Here is a 23,546-nt window from a genome sequence, read left to right as displayed (position 1 = left end):
CCTCCGGGGACGGAGACCGGCTTTCCCACCCGGGTCGCGCCCGCGACGTCACTCCGCGGTCGGCGAGACCACGTAGAAGCGCGGCATGGGCAGCATCCGCAGCCGGAGCCGGGCGCCGGAGCGGCGCAGCTGCCAGGTGAGCGCGAGCAGCGCGGCGGCCAGCGACATCAGTCCGCCGATCCAGATGCTGGCTCCGGCGCCGAAGGTCTCCGCCACCCAGCCGATCACCGGTGCGCCCACCGGGTTGGTGCCGAGGAAGACCAGCACCCAGAGCGCCATCACCCGGCCACGGAAGGCGGCCTCGACGCCGAGCTGCACCCGCTGGTTGGCCGCTTGGGCGAAGAACACCATGAAGAACCCGGTCGGCAGCAGCAGCGCCACCACCAGCCAGTACGTCGGGGCGAGCCCGACCAGGGTGCCGAAGGTGGCGCACCCGACCGCCGCGCCGAGCACCAGCCAGATCGAGGGGCGGCTGCGCCGCCCGGTGCCGGCCAGCGCCCCGACCAGGGCGCCGACCGCGAGCGCGGTGGTGAACAGGCCGAACGAGGCCGCCCCGGTGCTGAAGACGGTCTTGGCCAGCGCGGCGAGGGTGAGCTGGAAGTTGAACAGGCTCATCCCCATCACCGACATCAGCGCCATCGGCAGCAGCAGGTCCGAGCGGCGCCAGACGTAGCGCAGCCCGTCGATCACCTTCGCCTGGTCGCGCTGGCCGACCGGCGGGAGGCCCTTGCGGTGCAGCTCGGCCGGGCGCATCCGGACCACGTTGACCAGCGGGGCGATCGAGCTGAGCGCGGAGACCAGGAAGACCGGACCGACGTCGAAGGCGGCGATGGCCAGGCCGGCGACGGCCGGCCCGATGATCCGGGCCGAGTTGAAGGTGGCCGCGTTGAGCGAGAGCGCGTTCGGCAGCAGCGACACGCCGACCAGCTCGGAGACGAAGGCCTGCCGGACCGGGGTCTCCACGGCGTTGGCCACGCCGAGCAGGGCGGCGAAGGCGAAGACGTGCCAGAGCTGGACCAGGCCGGTGATCACCAGGACGCTCATCGCCAGCGCCAGCACCGTCCAGAAGGCGTTGGCGGCGAAGAGCAGCAGCCGCTTGTCGTACCGGTCGGCAAGGCGGCCGGAGAGCAGGGTGAGCAGCAGTACGGGGGTGAACTGGAGCGCGGTGACGACGCCGAGCGCCGTGGCGGAGTTGTCGGTGAGCTCGAGGACGAGCCAGTCCTGGGCGATGAACATCATCCAGACGCCGATCAACTTGATCAGCTGTCCGGTGGCGAAGAGTCGGTAGTTGCGGACTCGTAGGGACTGGAACATCGTGCTCAGCTTCGCCTGCACTCTTGGTGCGCCTCCTTGCGGTCGTACGCGTCATCGACGTCGGACGGCGCGGACCCGGTGGCGCGGGCGTGGCTCAGGCGTGGGCGAGCTGCTGGAGGATCTCGGCGGCCCGCTGCAGCGTGTCGCGTTCCTCCTCGGTGAGCGCGGCCAGGCGGCTGGCCAGCCACTCGTTGCGGGCCCGCTCGAACTGGTCGAGCACGGCCCGTCCCCCCTCGGTCGCCGCGAGGATGACCTGCCGGCGGTCGGTCGGGTGGGGGGTGCGCTGCACGAGGCCGCGCTCCTCCAACTTCGCGACGATCTTGGTCATCGTCGGTGGCTGCACCCGCTCGATGTCGGACAGCTCCCGCGGCGTCAGCGCGCCCGCCAGCTTGAGGCTGGTCAGCGCGGAGAGCTGGGTGACCGTGAGGTCGCCGACCGGGCGGGCCTGGCGGACCCGCCGGTTGAGCCTTGTGATCGCATCACGCAGCTGGGGTGCCAGCTGCGCCGGTGGCACGCGTTTCGCCGTCACCGTCCGCTCCGTCACGATAGTTAGCTTAACTAATGAGCCTGGCTAACGACATGCGATATGACCACGCTCACGAGGAGTTCGCCCCGGCCAGGCCGGGGATATCCGGTTCGACCCCCCGGCCCCGTGTTACGAGTCCTACCGCAGCGCGGACTCGATCGGCCCGCGCAGGAAGTACAGGATGAAGAGCACCGCCACCCCGTACAGCAGGGGGTGGATCTCCCGAGCCTTCCCCCTCGCCAGCTTGAGCACCACATAGGTGATGACGCCCGCGCCGATGCCGTTGGAGATGGAGTAGGTGAACGGCATCAGCACGATGGTGAGGAACGCCGGGATGGCGATCTCGTAGTCGGTCCAGTCGATGGTCCGCACCGCGGTCATCATCAGGAAGCCGACCACCACCAGCGCCGTCGAGGCCGCCTCGAACGGCACCACCAGCGACAGCGGCGCCAGGAACATGGCCAGCAGGAACAGGCCGCCGGTGACCAGGTTGGCCACGCCGGTGCGGGCACCCTCCGCGACACCGGCCGCGCTCTCGATGTACGACGTGTTGCTGGAGACGCTCGCCGCGCCACCCGCCGCGGCGGCGATCGAGTCGACCAGCAGGATCTCCTTGGCCCTCGGCGGGGTGCCGCGCTCGTCGAGCATGTCCCCCTCCTGGCCGATGGCGACCATCGTGCCCATCGTGTCGAAGAAGTCCGTGATCAGCAGGGTGAAGACGAACATCAGCGGGAGCAGCCAGCCGGCCCGGCTCCAGGAGTTCAGCACGTTGAAGTGGCCGAGCAGGGAGAGGTCCGGGATGTCCACGATCTTCTCCGGCAGCGTCGGCACGTTCAGCGCCCAGCCCTTCGGGTTGGGCTTGCCGTTCACGAAGGACGGACCGATGTGGCCGATCGCCTCCACGATGATCGCGATGACGGTGGAGACCAGGATGCCGATCAGGATCGCACCGCGCACCCGGCGTACCACCAGCACCAGCGTCAGCAGCAGGCCGACCACGAAGACCAGCATCGGCCAGCTGACGAGCTTGCCCCCGATGCCCAGGCCGACCGGGACGGTGGTGTTCGCGATGTCCGGCACCCGCCGGACGAAGCCGGCGTCGACGAAACCGATGATGGTCAGGAAGAGCCCGATGCCGACGCCGATCGCGGTCTTCATCTGGGTCGGCACCGAGCGGAACACCGCGGTACGCAGGCCGGTGAGCACGAGGATCGCGATGATCACACCCTCGATCACCACCAGGCCCATGGCGTCCGCCCAGGTCATCTCCGGGGCGATCTCGAACGCCACCAGCGCGTTCACGCCCAGGCCGGCGGCGAGCGCTATCGGGAACCGCGCGACCACGCCCATCAGGAGGGTCATCAGACCGGCCACCAGCGCGGTAGCGGCGGCGATCGCGGGGATCGAGAGCTTACTGCCGTCCCCGTCGACGGCGCTACCCAGGATCAGCGGGTTGAGCACCACGATGTACGCCATCGTGAAGAAGGTGGCCAGGCCACCTCGTACCTCGCGGCTCATCGTGGAACCGCGGGCGGAGATCTCGAAGAAGCGGTCGAAACCGGTGCGGGGCTGGGCGGGCGGAGTGCCGTTGTCCGGCGGCGGAGCGATGGCCATCGGGTCCTCGCAGGTGATCGTCCGTCTGTAGCACGCATCGTCCCAGATCACCGGCCGACAGCGAAAGTGGATCGCGTACGCTTTGCGGGTGCCACAGGAGCAACCGCCGCGGCCGGAACCGCTTGATCCCCCGATGGTGCCGTTCGCCGTCGTCGGGATGGTCGCCTGGGCGGTGGTCGGGCTCGTCCTGCTGCTCTTCTTCCGCGATTGGCTCACCGAGCACGGTCACCAGAACTGGCTCTGGACCTGCCTGGCCGGTTTCCTGTGGGGCTTCCCCGGTCTCGCGGTGATGATGCGGCACGACGCCAACCGGCGTCGCCGACGGGCAGCGGCCGAGCGCCGCTGACCTCGGGCGACCGGCTCAGTCGTCAGGAGTGGCCGTACGGCTCCGCCGGCTCGGCGGACTCCACCGAGCCGGGGGCCCGGCTCACCGACACGGCCTCGACCGCGCTGTCGTCGTAGACGGTGGGCAGTTCGTCGACCGGGGTCTCGGCCGTCTCGACCAGGGTCTCCGAGTGAGCGCCGCAGCCGTGGTCGGCGCTCACCACCCGGCCGTCGTCGGGGGCGTAGAAGTTGCCGCAGGCACCGAAGGCCTGCCGCATCGCGCCGGCCAGCGGCAGGTAGAAACCGCAGGTGCCGCAGCGGGCGGCGGCCGGCGCGGCCACCGAGATCGGGGCGGCGGGGCCGTGGTCGCCGTCGTACCAGCGCTGGGCGGCCTCGGAGCGACCCTCGCGGGAGAGCACCCGGGGCCGGCCCAGCCCGAGCTCCCACGCGGTCTCCTCCACAGCCGGGTCGTCGGAGAGCACGTAGCCGGGGGCGAGCCGCTCGTCGTCCGGCGGGGTCGGCAGCAGGTCGCCGGGGCCGAGGTCGCCCGGCTTGAGCCGCTCCTGCCAGGGCACCCAGGTCGGGGCGAGCAGCGCGTCCGGGCCGGGGAGCAGGACGGCCTCACAGATGGTGACCTTGCGGCTGCGCGGCGCCCGGGTCACCGTGACCGCCCAGCGCCACCCGTGGTAACCGCCCAGCCGGCATTCGAAGTAGTGCGTGACGAGCCGGTCGCCCTCGGCAACGGCCTTCAGGTGGTCGCCGACACCGGCTGGGTCCACCTCGGTGATGCCGTCGCGGGCCTCCTCGACGGCGGCGGCGCAGACCTGGTCGAGACGGGCGGCGCGGGCGGAGACGGGCCTGGTCACCCGCCCATTGTTCCCCATGCCGGCGGTGGGCACACAGGCACTCCCCGGAGTTGTTTCTCACTGGGTGCGGCGGCACCGGTGGATCAGATGGGCGAGGATGGTGCACATGCCGCTGTCCTCCCGCTCCGGGCGCTCCGTCCTCGGGCGGACCGTCGGCACGGGCATCCGCGCCACCCGCCTGCTGCTCAGGGGCTCGATCAGCAGCGGCCGCTGGATGACCCGGCGGGCCGGGAGGGCCCGGGCGCGCAGCGCCGGCAACGAGGTCGGCATGGTCCGCCTCTTCGACCTGCACGCCCTCTCCTGCGCCGGGGACACGCTGATCGCGATCGGCCTGGCCGGGACGATCTTCTTCGACGTCCCGCTCGGCGAGGCCCGCAACAAGGTGGCGCTCTACCTGCTCGTGACGATGGTGCCGTTCGCCATGCTCGCCCCGGTGGTCGGGCCGCTGCTCGACCACTTCCGGCACGGGCGGCGGTACGCGCTGGCGGCGACCATGCTCGGCCGCGCCTTCCTGGCCTGGTTGATCTCCGACTACATCGGCGGCTTCGGCCTCTATCCGGCCGCGTTCGGCGTGCTCGCCCTGTCCCGGGCGTACGGGGTGGCCCGCTCAGCGGCCGTGCCCCGGCTGCTGCCCGAGGGGCTCGGGCTGTCCCAGGTCGGTGCCCGGGCCAGCGTCTACGGCACGGTGGCCGGCGCGCTGGTCGCCCCGATCGGCCTGGCCGCGTTCTGGCTCGGGCCGCAGTGGCCGCTCCGGGTGGCGTCGCTGATCTTCCTGGTGGGCATGGTGATCTCGCTGCGCCTGCCCCCGCGGGCCGACTCCGAGCCGCCGGAGCGGGTGCCGCGGCCGCTCCGGGCGCTGTGGCGCCGGGACGGCGAGCGGCCGCTGGGCCGTGGCCACCCGGCCGGCCGACTGGTGATCGCCACGCTGATCGGCGCGGCGGCCCTGCGCGGGCTCTACGGCTTCCTGCTGCTCTTCCTCGCCTTCGCCCTCAAGGCGGGCGACCTCACCACCGACTTCTTCGGGCGGAACCTGGCCGCTGAGGGCGCGCTGGGCCTGATCGGCGGCGCCCTGGCCGTGGGGAGCTTCCTGGCCACCGCCGTCGGCACCCGGCTGCGCATTCACCGGCCAGCCGCGCTCCAGTCCAGCGGCACCGTCATCGTGGCCGGCGTCGCGGTCCTCGCCGCGGTGAAGTTCTCCCTGCCCATGGTTGCGCTGCTCTGCCTGGTGACCGCCCTGATCAGCGGGATCTCCAAACTGGCGGTCGACGCGTCGATTCAGGAGCGGATCCCGGAGCGGCTGCGGGCCAGCTCGTTCGCCCACTCCGAGACCGCGCTGATGCTCGCCTTCGTGGCCGGCGGCGGGCTCGGGCTCGTACCGTTCGACGGCCGGATCGGGGTCGCGGTCGCGGCCGGCGTGGCCGCCCTGGTCGCTGCGCGGGGCGTGGTGGTAGCCGGTCGGCTGCGCACCGAGCGGCTGGTCGGCCGGGCGCTCGGCGATGACGAGATGGCCGCCGAGCAGACCGAACGGCTGGGCACCGAGCAGACCGAGCGCCTGGGCCCCGAGGCGCCGGACGCGACGCGCCCGTTCGCGCATCTGGCGCCCACCTCGCCGGCCCCACCCCACGGCGGTACGCCGGCACCCGTCGACGACGATCGGCTCGCGCCGCCGGGCTACCACATCTACCGTCCCTCGTCCGCGGTGCGCGGCTCGGGCGGCGGCGCCGAGGACGAGAACAGCCGGGAGCACCGGGGACCGGTCGGGTGAGCGGTCTGCTGGTGGTGACCGCGGTGCCCGCCGAGGCGGAGGCGGTGCGGGCGGGCCTGACCGATCCGACGGTCACCGTGACCCCGATCGGGGTGGGCCCGGCCGTTGCCGGCGCCGCCACCGCCCGGCTGCTGGCGTTGGCCGAGGCGGCCGGCCGGCCGTACCGGGCGGTGGTCAGCGCGGGCATCGCCGGCGGCTTCCCCGGTCGGGTGGCGATCGGTGGGACGGTGCTGGCGACCCGCAGTGTGGCGGCGGACCTGGGCGCCGAGTCACCGGAGGGCTTCATCCCGGTCGACCAGCTGGGCATGCCGCCGGAGCTGCTGGGCGGCGGCACGGCGGTCCCCGCCGATCCCGGACTGCTGGGCGCCCTCCGCACGGCCCTGCCGGACGCGGCGGTCGGCGCGGTGCTCACGGTCAGCACGGTGACCGGCACCGCCGCGAGCACCGAGGCGCTGGCCGACCGGCACCCGGACGCGGTGGCCGAGGCCATGGAGGGGTACGGCGTGGCCGTCGCCGCCGCCCAGGCCGGACTCCCCTTCGCCGAGCTGCGCACCGTGTCCAACCCGATCGGCCCGCGCGACCGGGGAGCGTGGCGGATGAAGGAGGCCTTCGCCGCCCTCACCGCGGCTGCTGCGGTGCTGCGCTGACCGGTGGATCGAGCCGGGGCGCTGCGCCGGCCCGGCGATCGAGCCGCAGGGCCGCCGGCCGGCTGGCCTGCAGCCGGTATCCGCACGCGATCAGGAACCCGATACCGCCGAACTCCGCGACGGCATGGGCCGTGGTGACGCCCGCCCGGTCCATCTCCGCGGAGAGCGCTTCGACCAGCCGACGTCCGATGCCGAGCTGACGGTATGCCCCGGCCACGAGGACACCGTCGAGCACGATCTCCCGCCCGCCGCCCACGTCATGCCCGAGCAGCAGGTCGACGCCGCGCTCGTGCGCCCGCAGCTCGCCGACCAACTCGCTGTCGGGCAACTCCGCCACGAACCGCCATGACGTGGAGGGCAGACCATCCCCCGTGTACCGCCGAATCCGGACCTCGCGCCGCACCCGTTCGCCGCGCCGGCGCCGATCCCGCTCGCCGCGATCCCGCACGTACGTCGCGGCGGGTAACGGGACCCGCCACCGCTCGGGTGGCAGGTCGTACCAGCGCGCCCACCAGGCGCCCGGCCAGTCCCAGGGCTGGCGCACCTCTCGCGCGTCCAGATGCGCGGGGCAGTGCCGCCCCGCCGCGTCGCGCACCTTTTCGTGCGGTACGGCGGGCAGTGAGCAGGTGGCATCGGCAGCGGCCTGCGAGGTGTGCCCGGCGACGGCGATCGTGATGCGGCCGGCCACGGCACCCACCAACCGTTCGACGGTCCGGAAGTTCGGATCGCTGGTCTTCCCCGACTCGATCCGCGCGATCGTGGCCTGGGGGACGCCGGACTTCTCGGCCAGTTCCCGCTGGCTGAGGTCGGCCGCCCGGCGCAGCGCCCGCAGCGTCGCACCCAGCTCGATCCGGGGCATGGACTCGGTCACGCCACCATGCTCGGCGTGACCGAGGGCCGTCCTCAACACCCGCCGCCAACCTGTGGACAACCCTGTGGAGAACGTCCCGGGCTGGGGATGAAGACCGGTGAGAGACGCTACGAATCTGATGACGTGAACGAATCACTCACCCACCCGGGTCACTCCCCGAAGCCGCGCATCGCCCGGATGGTGAATGAGCGACGCCCGATGTCGTGCTGCTGGATCGCACCGGTGGAAACGAGGACCGGCGTTTACGCCCCCGACGACGGTCGGGGTGAGCACCGACCACGGCTGCGGCGCCCATGGTCCATGCCGTCGCCACCGACCCGCATGTCCCACGCGAATGCGCGCCCTGATCCACTCACGTCATCAGACTCGTAGCCCCCTGCCCAGACGCGGCCTGCTTGCGGCCCGGCCGGAACATCCGCAGTCGGGGAAGGCGCGAGCCGGGCGGCGGGCAGGCTCACAGTGACGTGGGCGCGGCGCGGCGGTCGATCGGGGCGGGGTTAACGTGGGGGTGTGGCGCTCTCCCTGGCGATCTCGCCCTGCCCCAACGACACGTTCGTCTTCGACGCCCTGGTGCACGGGCGGGTGCCCGGCGCACCGCCGGTCGAGGTGACCTACGCCGACGTGGACGTCACCAACACCGCCGCGGAGCGGGGGGCGTTCGACCTGGTCAAGGTGAGTTACGCGGCGCTGCCGTGGCTGCTTGACGACTACCACCTGCTGCCCTGCGGCGGGGCACTCGGCCGCGGCTGCGGCCCGCTCGTGCTCACCCGCGGCGACCGGGCCGGTGGGGCCGACCGGGCCGGACGGCCGGACCGGGCCGGCCTCACGGGCCCGGACCGGACCGACCTCACGGGGGCGACCGTGGCGGTGCCCGGCGAGCGGACCACGGCGTACCTGCTCTTCCGGCTCTGGTCGGCGGAGCGGCCGCCGGCGCGGATCGAGGTGGTGCCGTTCCACGAGATCATGCCGGGCGTCGCCGCCGGGCGGTACGACGCCGGGCTGGTGATCCACGAGGCCCGCTTCACCTACCCCCGGCACGGGCTGACCGCCCTGGTCGACCTCGGCGAGTGGTGGGAGGCCGACACCGGCCTGCCGATCCCGCTCGGTGCCATCCTGGCCCGCAAGGGCGCGGTCGACCCGGTCGAGGCGGCCGGCTGGATCCGCGAGTCGGTACGCCAGGCGTGGGCCGACCCCGCGGCCAGCCGGGAGTACGTCCTCTCCCACGCACAGGAGATGGAGCCCGACGTGGTGGACCGGCACATCGGCCTCTACGTCAACGAGTTCACCGCGGACCTGGGGGACGCGGGAATCGCCGCCGTCGAGGCGTTGCTGGGCCGGGCCGCCGACGCCGGGCTCGTGCCTCAGACCTCCAGCTCGCGGGCGACCGCGTGGACCAGCTGAGCGATCTTCTGCGCGGTCTTCCGGTCCGGGAAGCGACCCCGGCGCAGGTCCGGCTGGACCTTCGCCTCGAGCACCTTGATCATGTCCTCGATCAGCCCGTGCAGCTCCTCGGCCGGCCGGCGGCGCAGCTCCGCCACGGACGGCGGGGCCTCCAGCAGCTTGACCCCCATGGCCTGGGCGCCCCGGCGGCTGTCCACCACGCTGAAATCGACCCGCTGGCCGCCCTTCAGGTCGCTGACGCCCGCCGGTAGCGCGCCCTTGGGCAGGAACACGTCGCCACCCTCGTCACTGGTGACGAACCCGTATCCCTTGGCCGCGTCATACCACTTCACTCGACCCGTCGGCACCTGAGAACCTCTGTTTCGCTTGAGACGTCTACTGCTCCAAGGCTAGCCGGATGATCCGGTCCAGCGCCGCCGGGAATTCGGTGAGGTCGTCCAGGACCACGTGCGCCCCGGCACTTTTCAGCTCCTCGTGGGAACACGGCCCGGTGGCCACCCCCACGCCCGGGACCCCCGCGGCCTCCGCGGCCACCATGTCCGCCACGTGGTCCCCGACGTAGAGCGTGGCCCCGTGTTCCCGCAGTGCCGTCGCCTTCTCCTCCGCGAACAGGTCGCCGGCCAGTTCGTCGACCGCCAGCCCGAGGTGGTCCAGGTGCAGCTTGGCCAGCCGGCCGATCTTCGAGGTCACCAGCATGACTCGGCCGCCGCCGGCGTGCACGGCCTCGATCGCCGCGAACGCGCCGGGCATCGGCACGGTCGGGGTGATCGCGTACGCCGGGTAGAGCTCGCGGAACACGCGTACCCCCTCCTCCACCCGCTCCGGCGGGAACCAGCGGGCGATCTCGGTGCGCAGCGGCGGACCCAGCCGGGACACCGCCGCGTCCGCGTCCACGTGCACACCGGTGAGCTCGGTCAACGCCCGGTACGTCGCGGCGATGCCGGGACGGGAGTCGACCAGGGTCATGTCGAGGTCGAATCCGACCATCAGAAGGGGCATGCGGAGAACGTACCCGCCCAACCCCGGCCGAGCCGGGCGTCCGAGGGGCGGGACGGCCCCCCGCCGGGCTAACTTTGAACGACGATGACCACCTCACTCGCCGACCATCTGCGGACCCTGCCCGACGAGTCCCTGGCCGCCCTCCTCCAGCTGCGGCCGGACCTCGTCGTGCCGGTACCGGCCGACCTCTCCGCGCTGGCCATTCGCGCCCAGTCCCGGGTCTCCGTGGCCCGCGCCCTCGACGGGGTGGACCAGTTCACCCTCCAGATCCTGGACGCCGCCCGGCTCACCCGGGACCCGGCGGAGGGCGGCACCTCCGTCGACGCGATCCTGGCCATGGCCACCGCCGGTCCGCGCCCGCCCGCCCCGACGGCCGTCCGCGGCGCGGTGAACAAGCTGCGCGCGCTCTTCCTGCTGTACGGCCCGGAGCACGACCTGCACGTGGTGGCCGGCGTCGACGAGGTGTCCCCGTACCCGGCGGGGCTGGGCCGACCGGCGGCGGAGCTGGACCCGCGGACGGCGGCGCTCTGCGCGGACCCGGCGAAGCTGCGGCGGACCCTGTTGGCCGCTCCCCCCTCAGCCCGGGCGATCCTGGACCGGCTCGCCGCCGGGCCGCCGGTGGGGAGCGTGCCACCGGGTGCGCTGCAGGCGCCCGCGGTCGGCGCGGAGGACACCCTCCCCTCGGACGCCACCAACGGCGGCGCGCCCACCGGTTCCCCGGTGCGCTGGCTGGTGGACCACCGGCTGCTCGTCCCCGTCCCGACCGGCAAGGGCGGCGGCGCCGGCACGGTCGAACTCCCTCGCGAGGTCGGCCTGCTGCTGCGCCGGGACAGCGGCCCGCTCGGTCCGCTGCGCACCAGCCCGCCGCTGGTGGCCAGCCCGCCGCGCGAGGCGAAGGCCGTCGACTCCGCCGGGGCCGGGCAGACCATGGAGGCGGTACGCCACACCGAGGCGCTGCTGGAGAGCCTCGCCGCCGACCCGGTGCCGGTGCTCCGCTCGGGCGGCGTCGGCGTACGTGACCTGCGCCGGCTGGCCAAGGGCCTCGGGCTGGACGAGCCGACAACCGCGCTGCTCTTCGAGGTCGCGTACGCGGCCGGACTGATCGGCGAGCTGGACCTGACCGGCGCCGCCAGCACCCGGTACGGCGGCGACCAGCAGGTCCTCCCCACCGGCGGGTACGAGGTGTGGCGGGCCAGTTCGCTGGCGCAGCGCTGGGAGCAGCTGGCCCGGGCATGGCTGACCATGACCCGGCAGACGGGCCTGGTCGGCCAGCGGGACGACCGGGACCGGCCGATCTCGGTGCTCTCCGCCGAGGCGGAGCGGGCCGGCGCGCCGGCCGCCCGACGGGCGGTGCTCGAGGTGCTGGCCGGCCTGGAGCCGGCCACCGCGCCGACCCTGGAAGAGGTGCTGGAGCTGCTCGACTGGCGGGCGCCGAGGCGCAGCCGGGGCCGGGAGGCCGCGCACCAGGAGGTGCTGAGCGAGGCGGCCCAGCTCGGCGTGACCGGGCTCGGCGCGCTCACCTCGTACGGGCGGCTGCTGCTGGCGGACGTCACCGAGGCCGACGATCGGGGCGCGGACGACCCGCTGGGGCTGCGCGCGGACGCCCAGTCGGGTGAGCCGTCCACCGCCATCCGGGCGCTCGACGCCCTGCTCCCCGCCCCGGTCGACCACTTCCTGGTGCAGGCCGACCTGACCGTGGTGGTGCCGGGCCCGCCGGACCCCGCCCTGGCCGGTGAGCTGGAGGTGGTGGCCGAGCACGAGTCGGCGGGTGCCGCCAGCGTGCACCGGGTGACCACGGCCAGCGTCCGGCGGGCCTTGGACGCCGGCTACTCGGCCGACGACCTCCACGCGCTGTTCCGGCGCCGGTCGCGTACCCCGGTGCCGCAGGGGCTGACCTATCTGGTGGACGACGTGGCCCGCAAGCACGGCGGGCTGCGGGTCGGCTCCGCCGGCGGGTACGTCCGCAGCGACGACGAGGCGCTGCTCACCGAGGTGCTGGCCGACAAGCGGTTGGAGCCGCTGGCGTTCCGCCGGCTGGCCCCGACGGTGCTCTCCACCCCGTACCAGGTGGGGCGGATGCTGACCGCGCTGCGCGACGCCGGGTACGCGCCGGTGCCGGAGGACGCCAGCGGCGCGACCGTGCTCTCCCGGCCGAAGACCCGGCGGGCTCCGGCGCGGGGCCCGGTCGCCACCCGGACCCTCGATCCGCTGGCGGCACCGAAGTTGCCCATGCCGCGGCTGCTCGGCGTGGTGGAGCAGATCCGGCGCGGCGAGGCGGCGGCGCGCGCGGCCCGGCGGGCCCCGGCGGTGGTCCGCCCCGGCGCGGTGCGGACCGGTCCGGTGCCCGCGCACAGCCACAGCGACGCGCTCGCCGTGCTGCAACAGGCGGTCCGGGACAAGGCGCTGGTCTGGGTCGGGTACGTCGACGCGCACGGGGCGACCGCGTCCCGGCTGGTCCGTCCGGTGTCGATGGGGGCGGGTTACCTGCGGGCCGAGGACGAGCGGACGGAGATGCTGCACACCTTCGCGCTGCACCGGATCACCGCGGCGGTGCTGGAGGACTGAACGGCGGCGGTCGGGGCGGCGCGGGCGCGGGTCAGCGGCGGCTGCGGCGTACCGTGCCGATGATCGAGACGGCGAGCAGCAGGGCGAACCCGGCGCCGGCGGACTCGCCGACCGAGTCGACGAAGCCCTGCCGCTGCACCAGCAGCCCGAAGAGGAACCAGCCGACCAGGCCGGCGGCGGCGACCGCGTAACCGACCAGGGCGGCCGTGGAGACCTCGTCGGCCGGCTCCGGATCATTGTCCGGGATCACCTTGCGGTCGACCGTCATGCCCAGCCCCTCCCGCCCGTCCGGACCTGGACCTCCAGCGTGTCACCCGAGGGACAGGGGTGACAGGGGATAAACCCCTGATCCGGTCGCGCCGGGGCGGCTCAGGTGCCGGGGCGGCGGCCGAAGACGACCACCCGGGTGCCGATCCGCCCGAGCTCCCAGAGCCGGACGGCGTCGGTGTGCAGGAGGTTGACGCAGCCGTGCGAGCCGATCGAGCCGTTGTGCAGGTAGGTGGTCGTCTCGTGGAAGCCGATGCCGCCGTTGAACTGCTGCCAGTACGGCAGCCAGACCTCGTACGGGTTGGACCACTCGCGGAGGTTGCGGCCCCCGACCCGGTAGGTGCCGGCGGGTGTCGCGTACCCGGCCATGCCGGTCCGGGTGACCGTCGGCTTCATGACCACCGTGCCGTCGCGCATCGCCCAGACCGTCTGCCGGGTCAGGTCGACGCAGAAGGTGGTGCCGGAGCCGGCCCGGCAGCGGTGCACGTCGGTGGTGGCCAGCCGCTTCGCCACCTCGTACGTGCTGGGGCCGGCGCGGCCCTCGGCCGGGCTGATGCCGTACCGGCGCTGGAACTTCTTGATCGCCTTGCAGTCGGCGGCGGACTGCCGGCCGTCCACGGTCACCGTGCCGAACCCGCCCAGCCGGGCGAGGTACGTCTCCACGGCCCGCTGGTGCTGGCCCTGCGGGCAGCCGACGGCCGCCGGCGAGGTGGGGGCGCTCGGTCGCGGGGTGGTGCTCGTCGTCGGCTTCGGCGGCGCCGTCCGGCTCGGCGTCGGCGACGCGGGCCCGCTCGGCTGGCCCGGCGTGGGCGTGCCGCTCGCCCCCGTTACCTGCTCCGCCACTCCGACGGGCGCCGGCGCGCCGCCGCCGGCACCCTCCGATTGCGGATCGAACGTACAGGCACCCACGCCGACCAGCATGACCACTGCCAGGGCGACCGCCCGGACCGTCGACCGGACATGCTTCATTAAGCCCCTCCCCCGCACAGTTGTCGCTTTGCTAGACGCGTGCGGGCGCCATCCCGTTGCGTCGGCTGTGCGACTTTTCGGTAACAACCTTTCTCGTGCAACACTGGATGGTCCGCCTTCGGCAGGTCAGCCGGCGGTCGGGCGACAGATCCGGCAAGGGGAGAGGGTGCTGGCGTGAGCGGTGGACCACTGATCGTGCAGTCGGACAAGACCCTGCTGCTGGAGGTCGATCACCCCGACGCGCAGGCCTGCCGGATGGCGATCGCCCCCTTCGCCGAGCTGGAGCGCTCTCCCGAGCACGTGCACACCTACCGACTCACCCCGCTCGGGCTGTGGAACGCCCGGGCCGCCGGCCACGACGCCGAGGGCGTGGTGGACGCGCTGATCAAGTACTCCCGCTACCCGGTGCCGCACGCGCTGCTGGTCGACGTGGCCGAGACCATGGACCGGTACGGCCGGCTCCAGCTCGCCAACGACCCGGCGCACGGCCTGGTGCTGCGCGCGCTGGACCGGGTGGTGCTGGTCGAGGTCGCCAAGAGCAAGAAGCTCGCCGGCATGCTCGGCGCGAAGATCGACGAGGACACCATCCAGGTGCACCCGTCCGAGCGGGGTCGGCTCAAGCAGGCGCTGCTCAAGCTCGGCTGGCCGGCGGAGGACCTGGCCGGGTACGTCGACGGTGAGGCGCACCCGATCGAGCTGGCCGAGGCGGGCAAGGACGGCCGCAAGCCGTGGAAGCTGCGGTCGTACCAGCGGGAGGCCGTCGATTCGTTCTGGGCCGGCGGGTCGGGCGTGGTGGTGCTCCCCTGCGGCGCGGGCAAGACGCTGGTCGGGGCGGCGGCGATGGCCGAGGCGAAGGCGACCACGCTGATCCTGGTGACCAACACGGTCGCCGGCCGGCAGTGGAAGCGGGAGCTGATCGCGCGCACGTCGCTGACCGAGGAGGAGATCGGCGAGTACTCGGGCGAGCGCAAGGAGATCCGCCCGGTCACCATCGCCACGTACCAGGTGCTCACCTCGCGCAAGAAGGGCATGTTCACGCACCTGGACCTGTTCGGCGCCCGCGACTGGGGCCTGGTCATCTACGACGAGGTGCACCTGCTGCCCGCGCCGATCTTCCGGTTCACCGCGGACCTCCAGGCCCGCCGCCGGCTCGGCCTGACGGCGACGCTGGTCCGCGAGGACGGCCGGGAGGGCGACGTGTTCAGCCTGATCGGCCCGAAGCGGTACGACGCGCCGTGGAAGGACATCGAGTCGCAGGGCTGGATCGCCCCGGCCCAGTGCACCGAGGTACGGGTGACGCTGACCGACGCCGAGCGGATGGCGTACGCGACGGCGGAGGCCGAGGAGCGGTACCGGATGGCGGCGACCGCCCGGACCAAGCTGCCCGTGGTCAAGGCGCTGGTCGACCGGCACCCGGGCGAGCAGGTGCTGGTGATCGGCGGGTACATCGACCAGCTGCACCAGCTCGGCGAGTACCTGGACGCCCCGATCGTGCAGGGCTCGACCACCAACAAGGAGCGGGAACGCCTCTTCGACGCGTTCCGCTCGGGTGAGCTGCGCACCCTGGTCATCTCCAAGGTGGGCAACTTCTCCATCGACCTGCCCGAGGCGGCGGTGGCCATCCAGGTCTCCGGCACCTTCGGCTCCCGCCAGGAGGAGGCGCAGCGCCTCGGCCGGGTCCTCCGGCCGAAGGCCGACGGCCGGCAGGCGCACTTCTACACGGTGGTCTCCCGGGACACCATCGACACCGAGTACGCCGCCCACCGGCAGCGCTTCCTCGCCGAGCAGGGGTACGCCTACACCATCATCGACGCCGACGACGTCCTCGGTCCCAAGCTCCCGAGCGTCGACTGAGGCTGACCGCCCGGGTGCCCGCGCCGAGGGCTGACGCCGCTCGTGCGGTGGGCCGCCCCATCCGGGGCGGCCCGCCGCGTCAACGCCTGGTCAGGAGAAGTTGACCAGGAAGTAGTAGTTCGTCGTGTCGGTCCATGCCCCGTCGGCCGTACGTCCGCGCACCACCATGGTGTGCGAGCTCGCCGAGGTCGGCGTGTAGCTTGCGGTGGCAACCCCGGCGGCATTCGCCGCCACCATCACCGGCTGGCCGTCATCGACCGTGTACTCGAACTCCACCACGCCCGGACTGCCCTGGGTGAAGGTGAACTCACCCGGCACGCCCACGCCTCCGGCCCACTGGTTGGCCGGGTAGGTACTCGACGAGACCAGCGGCGCCGTGCCGACCAGGAAGGGGTAGTCCGTCTGTGGCGTGTACTCGCCCGCCGCGGTTCGGCCCCGCACCGAGAAGACGTTCGCGCCGTTGCGATCCATGGTCACCGAGATGTCGGTCACCAGCGCGTCGGGAGTCTTCGGCACGCTCTGCCAGGCGCCGCCGTTGAGCTGGTACTCGAAGGTCGTCACCTCGCCGATCTCGGTGTAGACCCCGAACCTGCCGATCGCGCCGATCCCGCCACGGGGGATGTACTCGTCGTACGCGCTAATCACATTCACGCGCGGGTCGCGTACGCGGAAGTAGTACCGCCGCTCCGCGCTAACCGTGCCATCGGCCGCCCGGCTGGTTACCGTCAACAGGGTGTACCCGGGATGCGTCGGCGTGATCTCGATCGTTGCCTTACCGTCCGTTCCAGCGGCCACAACCTGCTCTTCGCCGCTGTACTCCAGCACGTAGCGGTACTCCATCACGTCGGAGCGGCCCGGGTTGAAGGTGAACCGACCCGGCTGGCCGGGCTGACCGGCGGCGTCGTTCTCGGGGTAATCGCTGGACGTCACCACCGGTGCATCGCTGACCTCAAAGGTGTAGGTCCGCGTCGGCGAGAAGGACCCGTCCAGGAAACGCGTACGTACCGTCAGCGTGTTGCTGCCGGAGCGGTCAGGGGCGAGCGTCACCTGAGCCCAGCTGTACTCCGGGTCGGCGATCTGCTCGGGCCCGTCGTTGAGCCGGTAGAGGTAGACGTCCACGTCCGGCATCGCGGTGTCGAAGTTGAACTCGCCGGGGATGCCCACGCCGCCCCACGCGCCGTACTCGTAGTACGTGCTGGAGTAGACGGTGGGTTTGGTATCGATGACGTTGAACTGGTACTGCTCGATCTCGGAGACGGTGCCGTCGGCGCTGATGCTGCGCACGTTCAGCACGTACCAGTTCGGCTCCGTCGGCGTCCAGCGCAGCACCGCGGTACCGTCTGCTCCCGCCTCGATACGTTGCATGTCCTCGTAGAGGAACGCGTACTCGTACGCCACCACCCCGGCGCGGCCGGGCCGGAAGGTGAAGCTGCCCGGACGATCGACCACACCGTCGTGGTCCGGGAATGCGAAGTCGGCCGACTCCACGAACGGGGTGTCGCGGACCGACACATCCTCCGTGTGCGCGCCGACGAGCTCGGTTCCGGCGTAGCTGCGCACCTGGAGCTTGATGGAACCAGGCTGCGTGAACACCACCGGGACTTCCGCCGTGCCATCGGCGCTCGCCGGGACCCTGACCTCGTCGCCGTCGCCGATCTTGTAGCCGAACTCGGTGACCCCCTCGACATTGGTCGAGATCGCCAGCTGGCTGGGCAGTCCGACACCACCCACCGTCACCCGCACCGCCGGTGCCGTGGATTTCACGTAGAACCGGTACTCGGTCACCTCGGAGGAGTTCGAGGCGCTGTCCACGCTGCGCACGCTCAGGTACTCGACGAACGAGGTCGGCGTGTATTCAAGCGTGACGTCTGCGCCCGGTGCGGGCGCGGGGATGTAGTTGTACGTCTCGCCGAAGCGCCCCCAGTAGTAGCCGACCACGTCCGGCGATCCGTTTGCCGTGAACGTGAACGTGCCCGGAACTCCCGTACCGCCATGCGGCTGGCCGTCATTCGGGTACTTGGCCGAGGCGACCACGGGTGCGGCCGGCGGCTGGCCGTCCACCTTCACGTAGCACGGCTCGGCCCACGTCGAGTAGTCGTGACCGTCGTAGGCACGGGCGGTCCAGGCCACCACGGTGCCGTGCGGGTACTGCGACATGTCCCAGCCGACCTTGGCGAGGGTGCGTCCGTAACTCGATCCGAACCGCTCGGAACGCTGGTCCTCATGGCCGACCGGCCAGGCGGCGAACTGCCCGTTGAAGTTGGAATCGTTGCTGTCCGCGTCCGCGCCCCGGAGCATCAGGCTGTAGTAGCGCGGCCCCACGGGCTGCGGGTTCTCCTTGGAACCGCAGGACCACGACGGAAACTCGAGCCCGATCTGCTCCACCGTCGGTGCGTGGTTGGCCACACTGTGGATCACCGGGAACGGGCGGAGCTTACGGCCGTGGGAGAGCTTGCCTTCGTAGCCATGCGGCACGCGGATCTCGATGGTGAGGGTCTGCTCGTCCTGGTTTGCCAGCTTCTGCAACGCGGGCATGATGTCCCACACCAGATAGCCGGGGCAGGTGGCCGCGCCGCCGGCCTGGACGGTGCCGAGCAGCTCACGGTGGCGCGGGGTTGACTCCCAGCTCGTGGTCGCCTTGATCGGATCAGTGCGCCAGAGCTCGACCGGCTGGGCCGACGCGCAGTCAGCCGCCGATCGCTCCGCGATGACGAGGTCCGCCTTGTGGATGACGGCTCCACGGAAGCGCGAGATGTCGAAGGTGAAGTAGGACCGGGACTTGTGCTTGTTTCCGCCCGCATCTGCCCAGGCGCCGATTGGCGCGTCTCCGGAGGGGTTGACGAACGACTGGTCCGGCAGGTGAGAGTCCGTGTAGGCCCAGCCGGACTTGCCCACGTCCCGCTGCTCGTAAGCCTGTGCCGGCATGGCGATGACGCTGACGACACCCGCACCAAGCATGATCCCGAGTGATGCGGCCAGCAATCTTCGTGCGCGCACGAACAATGCACCTCCCCCGTAGGCGACGGCGTGCTTCGCCATCGAGGTGCCCGAGCATATCGAGGTACGGCAAGGTTCCACGTACCCGATTTCGCGTTGCCTCCGACCGTCGCCCGACGCTGAGGAATGACTGAGGTCTCGCCGGGTACGCGGGCTGCGATACCGGCGAAGGATCAGGCCGATGGTCCCCGCGCCGCAGCCAGGCTGGGCCGTGGCCCGGCGCGGAATCGCGATGGCCGATCTGACATACGGGAGAAGAGAGGCATGCGATGAGGGACAGGATCCTCCAAGGGTTGAAGAGGCGGACAAAGTCAATCATGGTGCGCCGCAGGGGCAGGGATTCCATCATCGCCAAGCGGGGCCGCTCCAGAAGGCCCGGCAGGCGTTTTCAATAAGCGCCTCGGTTCGCGGATACGAAAGGGGTTGACGAGCCGCTGGCCGCGGCCCGTCAACCCCGACTGCCCATCAAGGCCTGGTTACTTGACGCCTCCGGCCCGGAATGCCAGCCAGGCGTCACTCATCCGGTCCGCCTGTCCTGCGGTGAACATGTCCATGCAGGAGTCCTGCGTGTAGTCCATGAAGTTGTGAATGGGGTCCAGCCCGGGTGCGGTGCAGGTGTCCGCGCCCACCGGGCAGTTGAACTGCGGCGCCGCCTCCCGCGGAGTGTCCGCGACGTAGTCGCCGGAAGCGGAGCAGCCGTGCGCGAAGGTGTGCTCCAGCATCAACCAGTGCCCGACTTCGTGCGTCAGCGTGTCACCCAGGGCGTACTTGCCCGCCGTTCCGCCCGGCATCGACTCATCGAGCATCACCACGCCGTCGATGTAGTCGCGGCCGTTGTTGTAACCCTTCGGGAAGTACGCCCAGCCGAGGAGCCCGCCGCCGATGTTCGCGGCGTACACGTTCAGGGTGCGGGAGTCGCCGGTGTACAACGCCTGCTTCATGTCCCGCTCGTTCTTGCCCGGCACGACCGTGTACCAGTCGCTGTTCACCGTCCATGTGGTGTCGGCGAGCGAGAACCGGAACGGCGTGTCGGAGGCGTTCGCGGACGTGCGGCCCGCGAACGAATCGTTGAGCACCGTCATCTGCGCGGCGATCAGGGTGTTCCACCGGTCCGTCTCGGCCGCGCTGAAGGGGTGGTCGGAGATCATGTGGAAGATCGTGGGCACGGTGACGCTGCCGTTGGGCAGCCGCGGCGAATCCTTGATCACGCCGTAGGCGTTTGCCTCATTCTTGGAATACAGCTCCGGCTCCTGTGCGGTGGCGCCCTCGCTCACCCGCGCCGCGCTGTGCCCTTCGGCGCCCGGCCCACACGCCGCGACACCCGCGGAGGAGGTCACGGACGCTGCCGTGCCCACCGCCGCAGAGGCTCCACCGGCCGCAAAGAATGTCGCAGCGGTGGCGGTCAGGACTGCCAGTTGGAACGTCGGTCTCCTGTGCATCGTTGCACCTTTCACGCATGGGGGATGGAGGCGGAGCGGGATGGACGAGGGTCTCCGCAACAAGGCCAATGACGTGGTCGTCTCGGTATAAGAACACGCCATTGGCGCTGACAACAGACCCCAGGAGAGGGAACGCATCCCAGATCGGGATCGCCGCCGAGCGGATGGCGTACCCACCATCATCGACGACGCCGACGATGTCCTCGGCCCGAAGCTCACGACAAGTGGACTGACGGCTGACAGGTGGCCTAGAAATCATGTGCCGCAAAATCCGAGGGGCATCGGCATACTCAGCGCATGTCGTTTGAAGCTGGCCAGACGGCGATCATCGTCGCGGTGCCGGAAGCGGGCCACCTGGTGGATCGATGGCGACAGCTGTACGACAGCTCGGCCCCGCTAGGAGTCCCAGCCCACGTCACCATCCTGTACCCGTTCCTGGAGATCGGCCGAATCGATGAGTCGGTGGTGGAGCAGCTTCGCCAGCTGTTCGCTCGTCAGCCGGCGGTTCAGGTGAAATTTCACCGCTGCGGCAGGTTCCCGGACGTCCTGTACCTGGAGCCGGAGCCGGCTGACACGTTCAAGAGTCTTACCGCCAGCATCGTCGAGCACTGGCCGGAGGCTCCCCCGTATGGCGGGGCCCATGACGAGGTTGTTCCCCACTTGACCGTTGCAGGCGGCATCGATGAGGAAACCTTGGCGCTGATTGAAGGTGACGTTGCCGCCCGGTTGCCGGTGCAAGCGGCCGTTACGGAAGCCCGCCTCATCGCATTCGACGGCAGCCAGTGGGCAACCCGCACCCGGTTCCCCTTCGCTCGCCGGTGACCGACTGTCCATCACCGTCGTGGACCGAGGCTGACCGTTGTCACCGCTGCCGTCGGGTGGTGCGAGGGCGAGCTGCCGGCCATGCAGTCGTCGTTCTTCACCACCTTCAACGCGTACGACCCAATGTGGCCGACCAAGCCGCTCTTCGGAGTCGGTGGTGCGTTCGACATCGCCTCCCTCAGGAGGTGGCGGAGGCGTTCCTCAGCGGCCTGCCGGACAGTGCACGCCGAGAGTGGCATCGCTACGTGCACGTGTTCAGGGTGGTGGCCGAAGAGAACGGCCGCCGACGGCGGCACAGCCTGGCTGTCTTCCTTACCGAGTCGGACGCCGAGGTGGCGAAGCGGCTGGTCGAGCCCCACGTGGCCAGCGACCGGCCGAACTAGCGTGTTGGGCACACAAAGTGACCGGAGGCTTACCCGCGAAGGCCCAATGTCGACTTCTCCCGCCTGATGTCGACCGATCGTCGGATCTAGATCGGCCTCCGAGTCATTACAATCGGCGCGATTCGCGGCCAAGGAACGGAGACGCAGTGCAGCAGAAGCTTCAGACCCGTGCGTTCGAGCAGGTGACGCCGATCCTGCAGTCCGGTGAGCAGCCGGTCGTGGCGACGCGGGCCATGGTCGGGAAGTTCTCGTCCAGTCGACTCGGGACGGTCGTCAGCCAGGCGGTCAGGCTTGAGGGTGGCGGAGCGTTGTTGGGGGCGGCGCTGGCATCGACCCGTAAGCAGTTCGTCGTGCTCACCAACCGTCGACTGATCTTCTTGCCGCAGACGTTTCTGGGGGGCCCCGGAAAGAAGGTCCTCGGTGAGGTGCCCCGTGAACACGTGTCGCTGGCCGAGGCCAAGATGGGCGTCGTGAGCCTGCTGCGCCTCGCGTTCGGTACTGCGGGCGACGGCGTGGCTCTCACCTTCCCCCGGGTGGACAAGAAGAACGCCGAGGCGCTCGCGGAAGCCCTGCGGCAGGCTCCGGCCGCCTGATCACCGGGCCTGTCCGCTGCCGGCGTGTCGCCTCTCAGGACGTTCGTGACAGAACAGTCTCGGGACGTGGGTGGCACTTTCCGGCTAGCCGGGTGGTGACGGCGGCTCGGGTGGGCGTCCGCGGGCGCGTGCTGCGTCGGCGATGGCGATCCCGGTGAGGACCGCGATTGCGGCGATGGCGGCCAGTAGCGGCGGCAGGAGGAGCATCGGCGGTGTCAGGGCGACCAACACGAGCAGCCCGATCACCCGGTCCCGGGACACGCGGCTGAACACCGCGTACTCGAAGAAGGAACGCCCGACCAGGAACAGCGCGGGCCCGCCGAGGATGACGGCGACCCAGGCCGGCCGTGTGTGCCCGAGTGGATGGGCGATGACGAGTTCGTCGCCCACTGCGGTCGCGACGATGCCGGCCATCATGAGCAGATGAGCGGTTAGCGCCGACACGCCTAAGCGGTCTGGGTGGGGCGCCGCTGCGATGGCAGCCGGCAACAACTCTCCCGAGCGGTAGATGTAGATCCGCAAGAACAGCGCCGTGCCGACGAACGACACCACGAACGCGCGGTCCGATCAGCCGCGAAGCCGCTGCCACTGAGGGTCAACGCGATGTCCAGGATCAACTCGCCGAGCGCGATGACGAAAAGCTGCCGGTACCGCTCGGCCAGATGCTCGGCCACGATCGGGAACTCCGACTCGGGCGAGCGACCCAACCCCGGCGTGGGGAAGCGGAATCCGCGTGCCGTGTAGTCCACGGCCACCGCCAGCGTCCACAACGCCCCACGCGCCGCACCGTGCGCGAGCGCCCCCGCGATCCACGGCACCGCCGACACACCAAACCAGAACAACACCCGCACGCTTCTGCGCTGCAATTCATGGCCACGCAGAGTGAGGACGAGGAAGATCTGGCGGCCGACATGGATGGCGGCGTACATGCCTGCGAAGACCAGACCTCGCTCGCCGAAGGCATCGGGCAGCGCGACCACCATCACCAGACTGCCGAGCATGCTCGCGGTCACCAGCAGCTGTATCGCCGACCGCTGCGGGTCGTATAAGTCGGTTACCCACGCCGTGACGGACCAGACCCACCACATCGCCAACAGCAGCACCAGCGTCTGGAAAGCGCCGCTCCACGTGAGATCCTGGACCAGCCCGTTCGAGAGCTGGACGAGCGCGACGACGAACACCAGGTCGAAGAACAGCTCCAGGAAGTTCGCCCGCCGCGGCTCCTCGGGTCTTCGCAGCAGCTTGGCACCGCTCGTCGTCATCAACCCGCCCGTTCTGCCTGCTTTGTCTCAGGCTTGAAGCATTCGTACCACGCCGCAGCGCCGGTGAA

Annotated in this window: 21 protein-coding genes and 1 pseudogene; 9 read left to right on the top strand and 13 right to left on the bottom strand. The window is 71.2% G+C overall.

Annotated features, from left to right (window positions below; genetic code table 11):
- Positions 1-48: 48 nt before the first annotated feature.
- The 3 genes from GA0070624_RS06910 to GA0070624_RS06900 form a co-directional block, all read right to left on the bottom strand.
- Positions 49-1,335, bottom strand: coding sequence for an MFS transporter (locus tag GA0070624_RS06910; RefSeq protein WP_091337667.1), 1,287 nt, complete (start codon positions 1,333-1,335; stop codon positions 49-51).
- Between the two features lie 73 nt (positions 1,336-1,408).
- Positions 1,409-1,858, bottom strand: a complete 450-nt coding sequence (locus GA0070624_RS06905) for a MarR family winged helix-turn-helix transcriptional regulator (RefSeq protein ID WP_176731613.1) — start codon at positions 1,856-1,858, stop codon at positions 1,409-1,411.
- A 120-nt stretch (positions 1,859-1,978) separates the two neighbouring features.
- Positions 1,979-3,454: an NCS2 family permease gene (locus GA0070624_RS06900; protein ID WP_091348310.1), complete on the bottom strand. Its 1,476-nt coding sequence runs from the start codon at positions 3,452-3,454 to the stop codon at positions 1,979-1,981.
- 88 nt (positions 3,455-3,542) lie between these two features.
- On the opposite strand from GA0070624_RS06900, the gene GA0070624_RS06895 reads away from it, so the two are divergent.
- The gene (locus GA0070624_RS06895) at positions 3,543-3,800 is read left to right on the top strand and encodes a DUF2530 domain-containing protein (RefSeq protein WP_091337663.1); all 258 of its coding nucleotides are present in this window, start codon (positions 3,543-3,545) and stop codon (positions 3,798-3,800) included.
- A 22-nt stretch (positions 3,801-3,822) separates the two neighbouring features.
- Here the strand turns inward: GA0070624_RS06895 and GA0070624_RS06890 are convergent, their stop codons facing one another.
- Positions 3,823-4,662: a DUF3027 domain-containing protein gene (locus GA0070624_RS06890; protein ID WP_091348304.1), complete on the bottom strand. Its 840-nt coding sequence runs from the start codon at positions 4,660-4,662 to the stop codon at positions 3,823-3,825.
- 88 nt (positions 4,663-4,750) lie between these two features.
- On the opposite strand from GA0070624_RS06890, the pseudogene GA0070624_RS06885 reads away from it, so the two are divergent.
- Together GA0070624_RS06885 and GA0070624_RS06880 are read left to right on the top strand one after the other, a co-directional pair.
- Positions 4,751-6,152 (top strand): annotated as a pseudogene (locus tag GA0070624_RS06885) (MFS transporter); the annotation flags it as partial.
- A 253-nt stretch (positions 6,153-6,405) separates the two neighbouring features.
- Complete coding sequence (locus GA0070624_RS06880) at positions 6,406-7,056, top strand: futalosine hydrolase (RefSeq protein ID WP_091337660.1); 651 nt, start codon at positions 6,406-6,408, stop codon at positions 7,054-7,056.
- Here the strand turns inward: GA0070624_RS06880 and GA0070624_RS06875 are convergent.
- On the bottom strand, positions 7,028-7,927 hold the full coding sequence (locus GA0070624_RS06875) for a GNAT family N-acetyltransferase (protein WP_245718689.1): 900 nt from the start codon (positions 7,925-7,927) through the stop codon (positions 7,028-7,030). The genes GA0070624_RS06880 and GA0070624_RS06875 overlap by 29 nt on opposite strands.
- Positions 7,928-8,437: 510 nt before the next feature.
- On the opposite strand from GA0070624_RS06875, the gene GA0070624_RS06870 reads away from it, so the two are divergent.
- On the top strand, positions 8,438-9,328 hold the full coding sequence (locus tag GA0070624_RS06870; protein ID WP_091337659.1) for a 1,4-dihydroxy-6-naphtoate synthase: 891 nt from the start codon (positions 8,438-8,440) through the stop codon (positions 9,326-9,328).
- On the opposite strand, the gene GA0070624_RS06865 is transcribed toward GA0070624_RS06870, so the two are convergent.
- Both GA0070624_RS06865 and GA0070624_RS06860 read right to left on the bottom strand, forming a co-directional pair.
- Complete coding sequence (locus tag GA0070624_RS06865) at positions 9,289-9,675, bottom strand: cold-shock protein (RefSeq protein WP_091337657.1); 387 nt, start codon at positions 9,673-9,675, stop codon at positions 9,289-9,291. The genes GA0070624_RS06870 and GA0070624_RS06865 overlap by 40 nt on opposite strands.
- A gap of 28 nt (positions 9,676-9,703) precedes the next feature.
- Positions 9,704-10,327, bottom strand: a complete 624-nt coding sequence (locus tag GA0070624_RS06860) for an HAD family hydrolase (protein WP_091337655.1) — start codon at positions 10,325-10,327, stop codon at positions 9,704-9,706.
- Between the two features lie 84 nt (positions 10,328-10,411).
- On the opposite strand from GA0070624_RS06860, the gene GA0070624_RS06855 reads away from it, so the two are divergent.
- Positions 10,412-12,892 (top strand): helicase-associated domain-containing protein, encoded by a 2,481-nt coding sequence (locus tag GA0070624_RS06855; protein WP_091337654.1) that lies wholly within the window; start codon positions 10,412-10,414, stop codon positions 12,890-12,892.
- 31 nt (positions 12,893-12,923) lie between these two features.
- Here the strand turns inward: GA0070624_RS06855 and GA0070624_RS06850 are convergent, their stop codons facing one another.
- Together GA0070624_RS06850 and GA0070624_RS06845 are read right to left on the bottom strand one after the other, a co-directional pair.
- A complete protein-coding gene (locus tag GA0070624_RS06850) occupies positions 12,924-13,160 on the bottom strand; it encodes a hypothetical protein (RefSeq protein ID WP_091337653.1) in 237 nt (78 codons plus the stop codon).
- Positions 13,161-13,261: 101 nt separating this feature from the next.
- A complete protein-coding gene (locus tag GA0070624_RS06845) occupies positions 13,262-14,128 on the bottom strand; it encodes a L,D-transpeptidase family protein (RefSeq protein ID WP_091337651.1) in 867 nt (288 codons plus the stop codon).
- A 174-nt stretch (positions 14,129-14,302) separates the two neighbouring features.
- On the opposite strand from GA0070624_RS06845, the gene GA0070624_RS06840 reads away from it, so the two are divergent.
- Positions 14,303-15,982 carry a DNA repair helicase XPB gene (locus GA0070624_RS06840; RefSeq protein ID WP_091337649.1) on the top strand — a complete coding sequence of 560 codons (1,680 nt, stop codon included), beginning with the start codon at positions 14,303-14,305 and terminating at the stop codon, positions 15,980-15,982.
- Positions 15,983-16,072: 90 nt separating this feature from the next.
- Here GA0070624_RS06840 and GA0070624_RS06835 read toward each other — a convergent pair whose 3' ends face one another.
- The gene (locus GA0070624_RS06835) at positions 16,073-18,907 is read right to left on the bottom strand and encodes a hypothetical protein (protein WP_245718688.1); all 2,835 of its coding nucleotides are present in this window, start codon (positions 18,905-18,907) and stop codon (positions 16,073-16,075) included.
- Between the two features lie 548 nt (positions 18,908-19,455).
- Positions 19,456-20,316 (bottom strand): zinc metalloprotease, encoded by an 861-nt coding sequence (locus GA0070624_RS06830; protein WP_245718687.1) that lies wholly within the window; start codon positions 20,314-20,316, stop codon positions 19,456-19,458.
- A gap of 399 nt (positions 20,317-20,715) precedes the next feature.
- Here GA0070624_RS06830 and GA0070624_RS06825 point away from each other — a divergent pair, with 399 nt between their 5' ends.
- The 3 genes from GA0070624_RS06825 to GA0070624_RS06815 all read left to right on the top strand — a co-directional run bounded on the left by GA0070624_RS06825 (position 20,716) and on the right by GA0070624_RS06815 (position 22,216).
- Entirely contained in the window at positions 20,716-21,240 is a 525-nt protein-coding gene (locus GA0070624_RS06825) for a 2'-5' RNA ligase family protein (protein ID WP_091337645.1), read from the top strand.
- A 185-nt stretch (positions 21,241-21,425) separates the two neighbouring features.
- The gene (locus GA0070624_RS06820; protein WP_091337644.1) at positions 21,426-21,623 is read left to right on the top strand and encodes a hypothetical protein; all 198 of its coding nucleotides are present in this window, start codon (positions 21,426-21,428) and stop codon (positions 21,621-21,623) included.
- Between the two features lie 146 nt (positions 21,624-21,769).
- Entirely contained in the window at positions 21,770-22,216 is a 447-nt protein-coding gene (locus GA0070624_RS06815; RefSeq protein ID WP_091337642.1) for a hypothetical protein, read from the top strand.
- Positions 22,217-22,300: 84 nt separating this feature from the next.
- Here GA0070624_RS06815 and GA0070624_RS36330 read toward each other — a convergent pair whose 3' ends face one another.
- Both GA0070624_RS36330 and GA0070624_RS06810 read right to left on the bottom strand, forming a co-directional pair.
- Positions 22,301-22,765 carry a low temperature requirement protein A gene (locus GA0070624_RS36330; protein ID WP_281181043.1) on the bottom strand — a complete coding sequence of 155 codons (465 nt, stop codon included), beginning with the start codon at positions 22,763-22,765 and terminating at the stop codon, positions 22,301-22,303.
- Complete coding sequence (locus GA0070624_RS06810; RefSeq protein WP_281180951.1) at positions 22,663-23,478, bottom strand: low temperature requirement protein A; 816 nt, start codon at positions 23,476-23,478, stop codon at positions 22,663-22,665. Before GA0070624_RS06810 ends, GA0070624_RS36330 begins: the two co-directional genes overlap by 103 nt.
- Positions 23,479-23,546: the final 68 nt, after the last annotated feature.

Source organism: Micromonospora rhizosphaerae (genome assembly GCF_900091465.1).
GTDB classification, from domain to species: domain Bacteria; phylum Actinomycetota; class Actinomycetes; order Mycobacteriales; family Micromonosporaceae; genus Micromonospora; species Micromonospora rhizosphaerae.
Note: the sequence above shows the minus strand (reverse complement) of the source record. Positions and strands in the feature narration are given on the sequence as shown.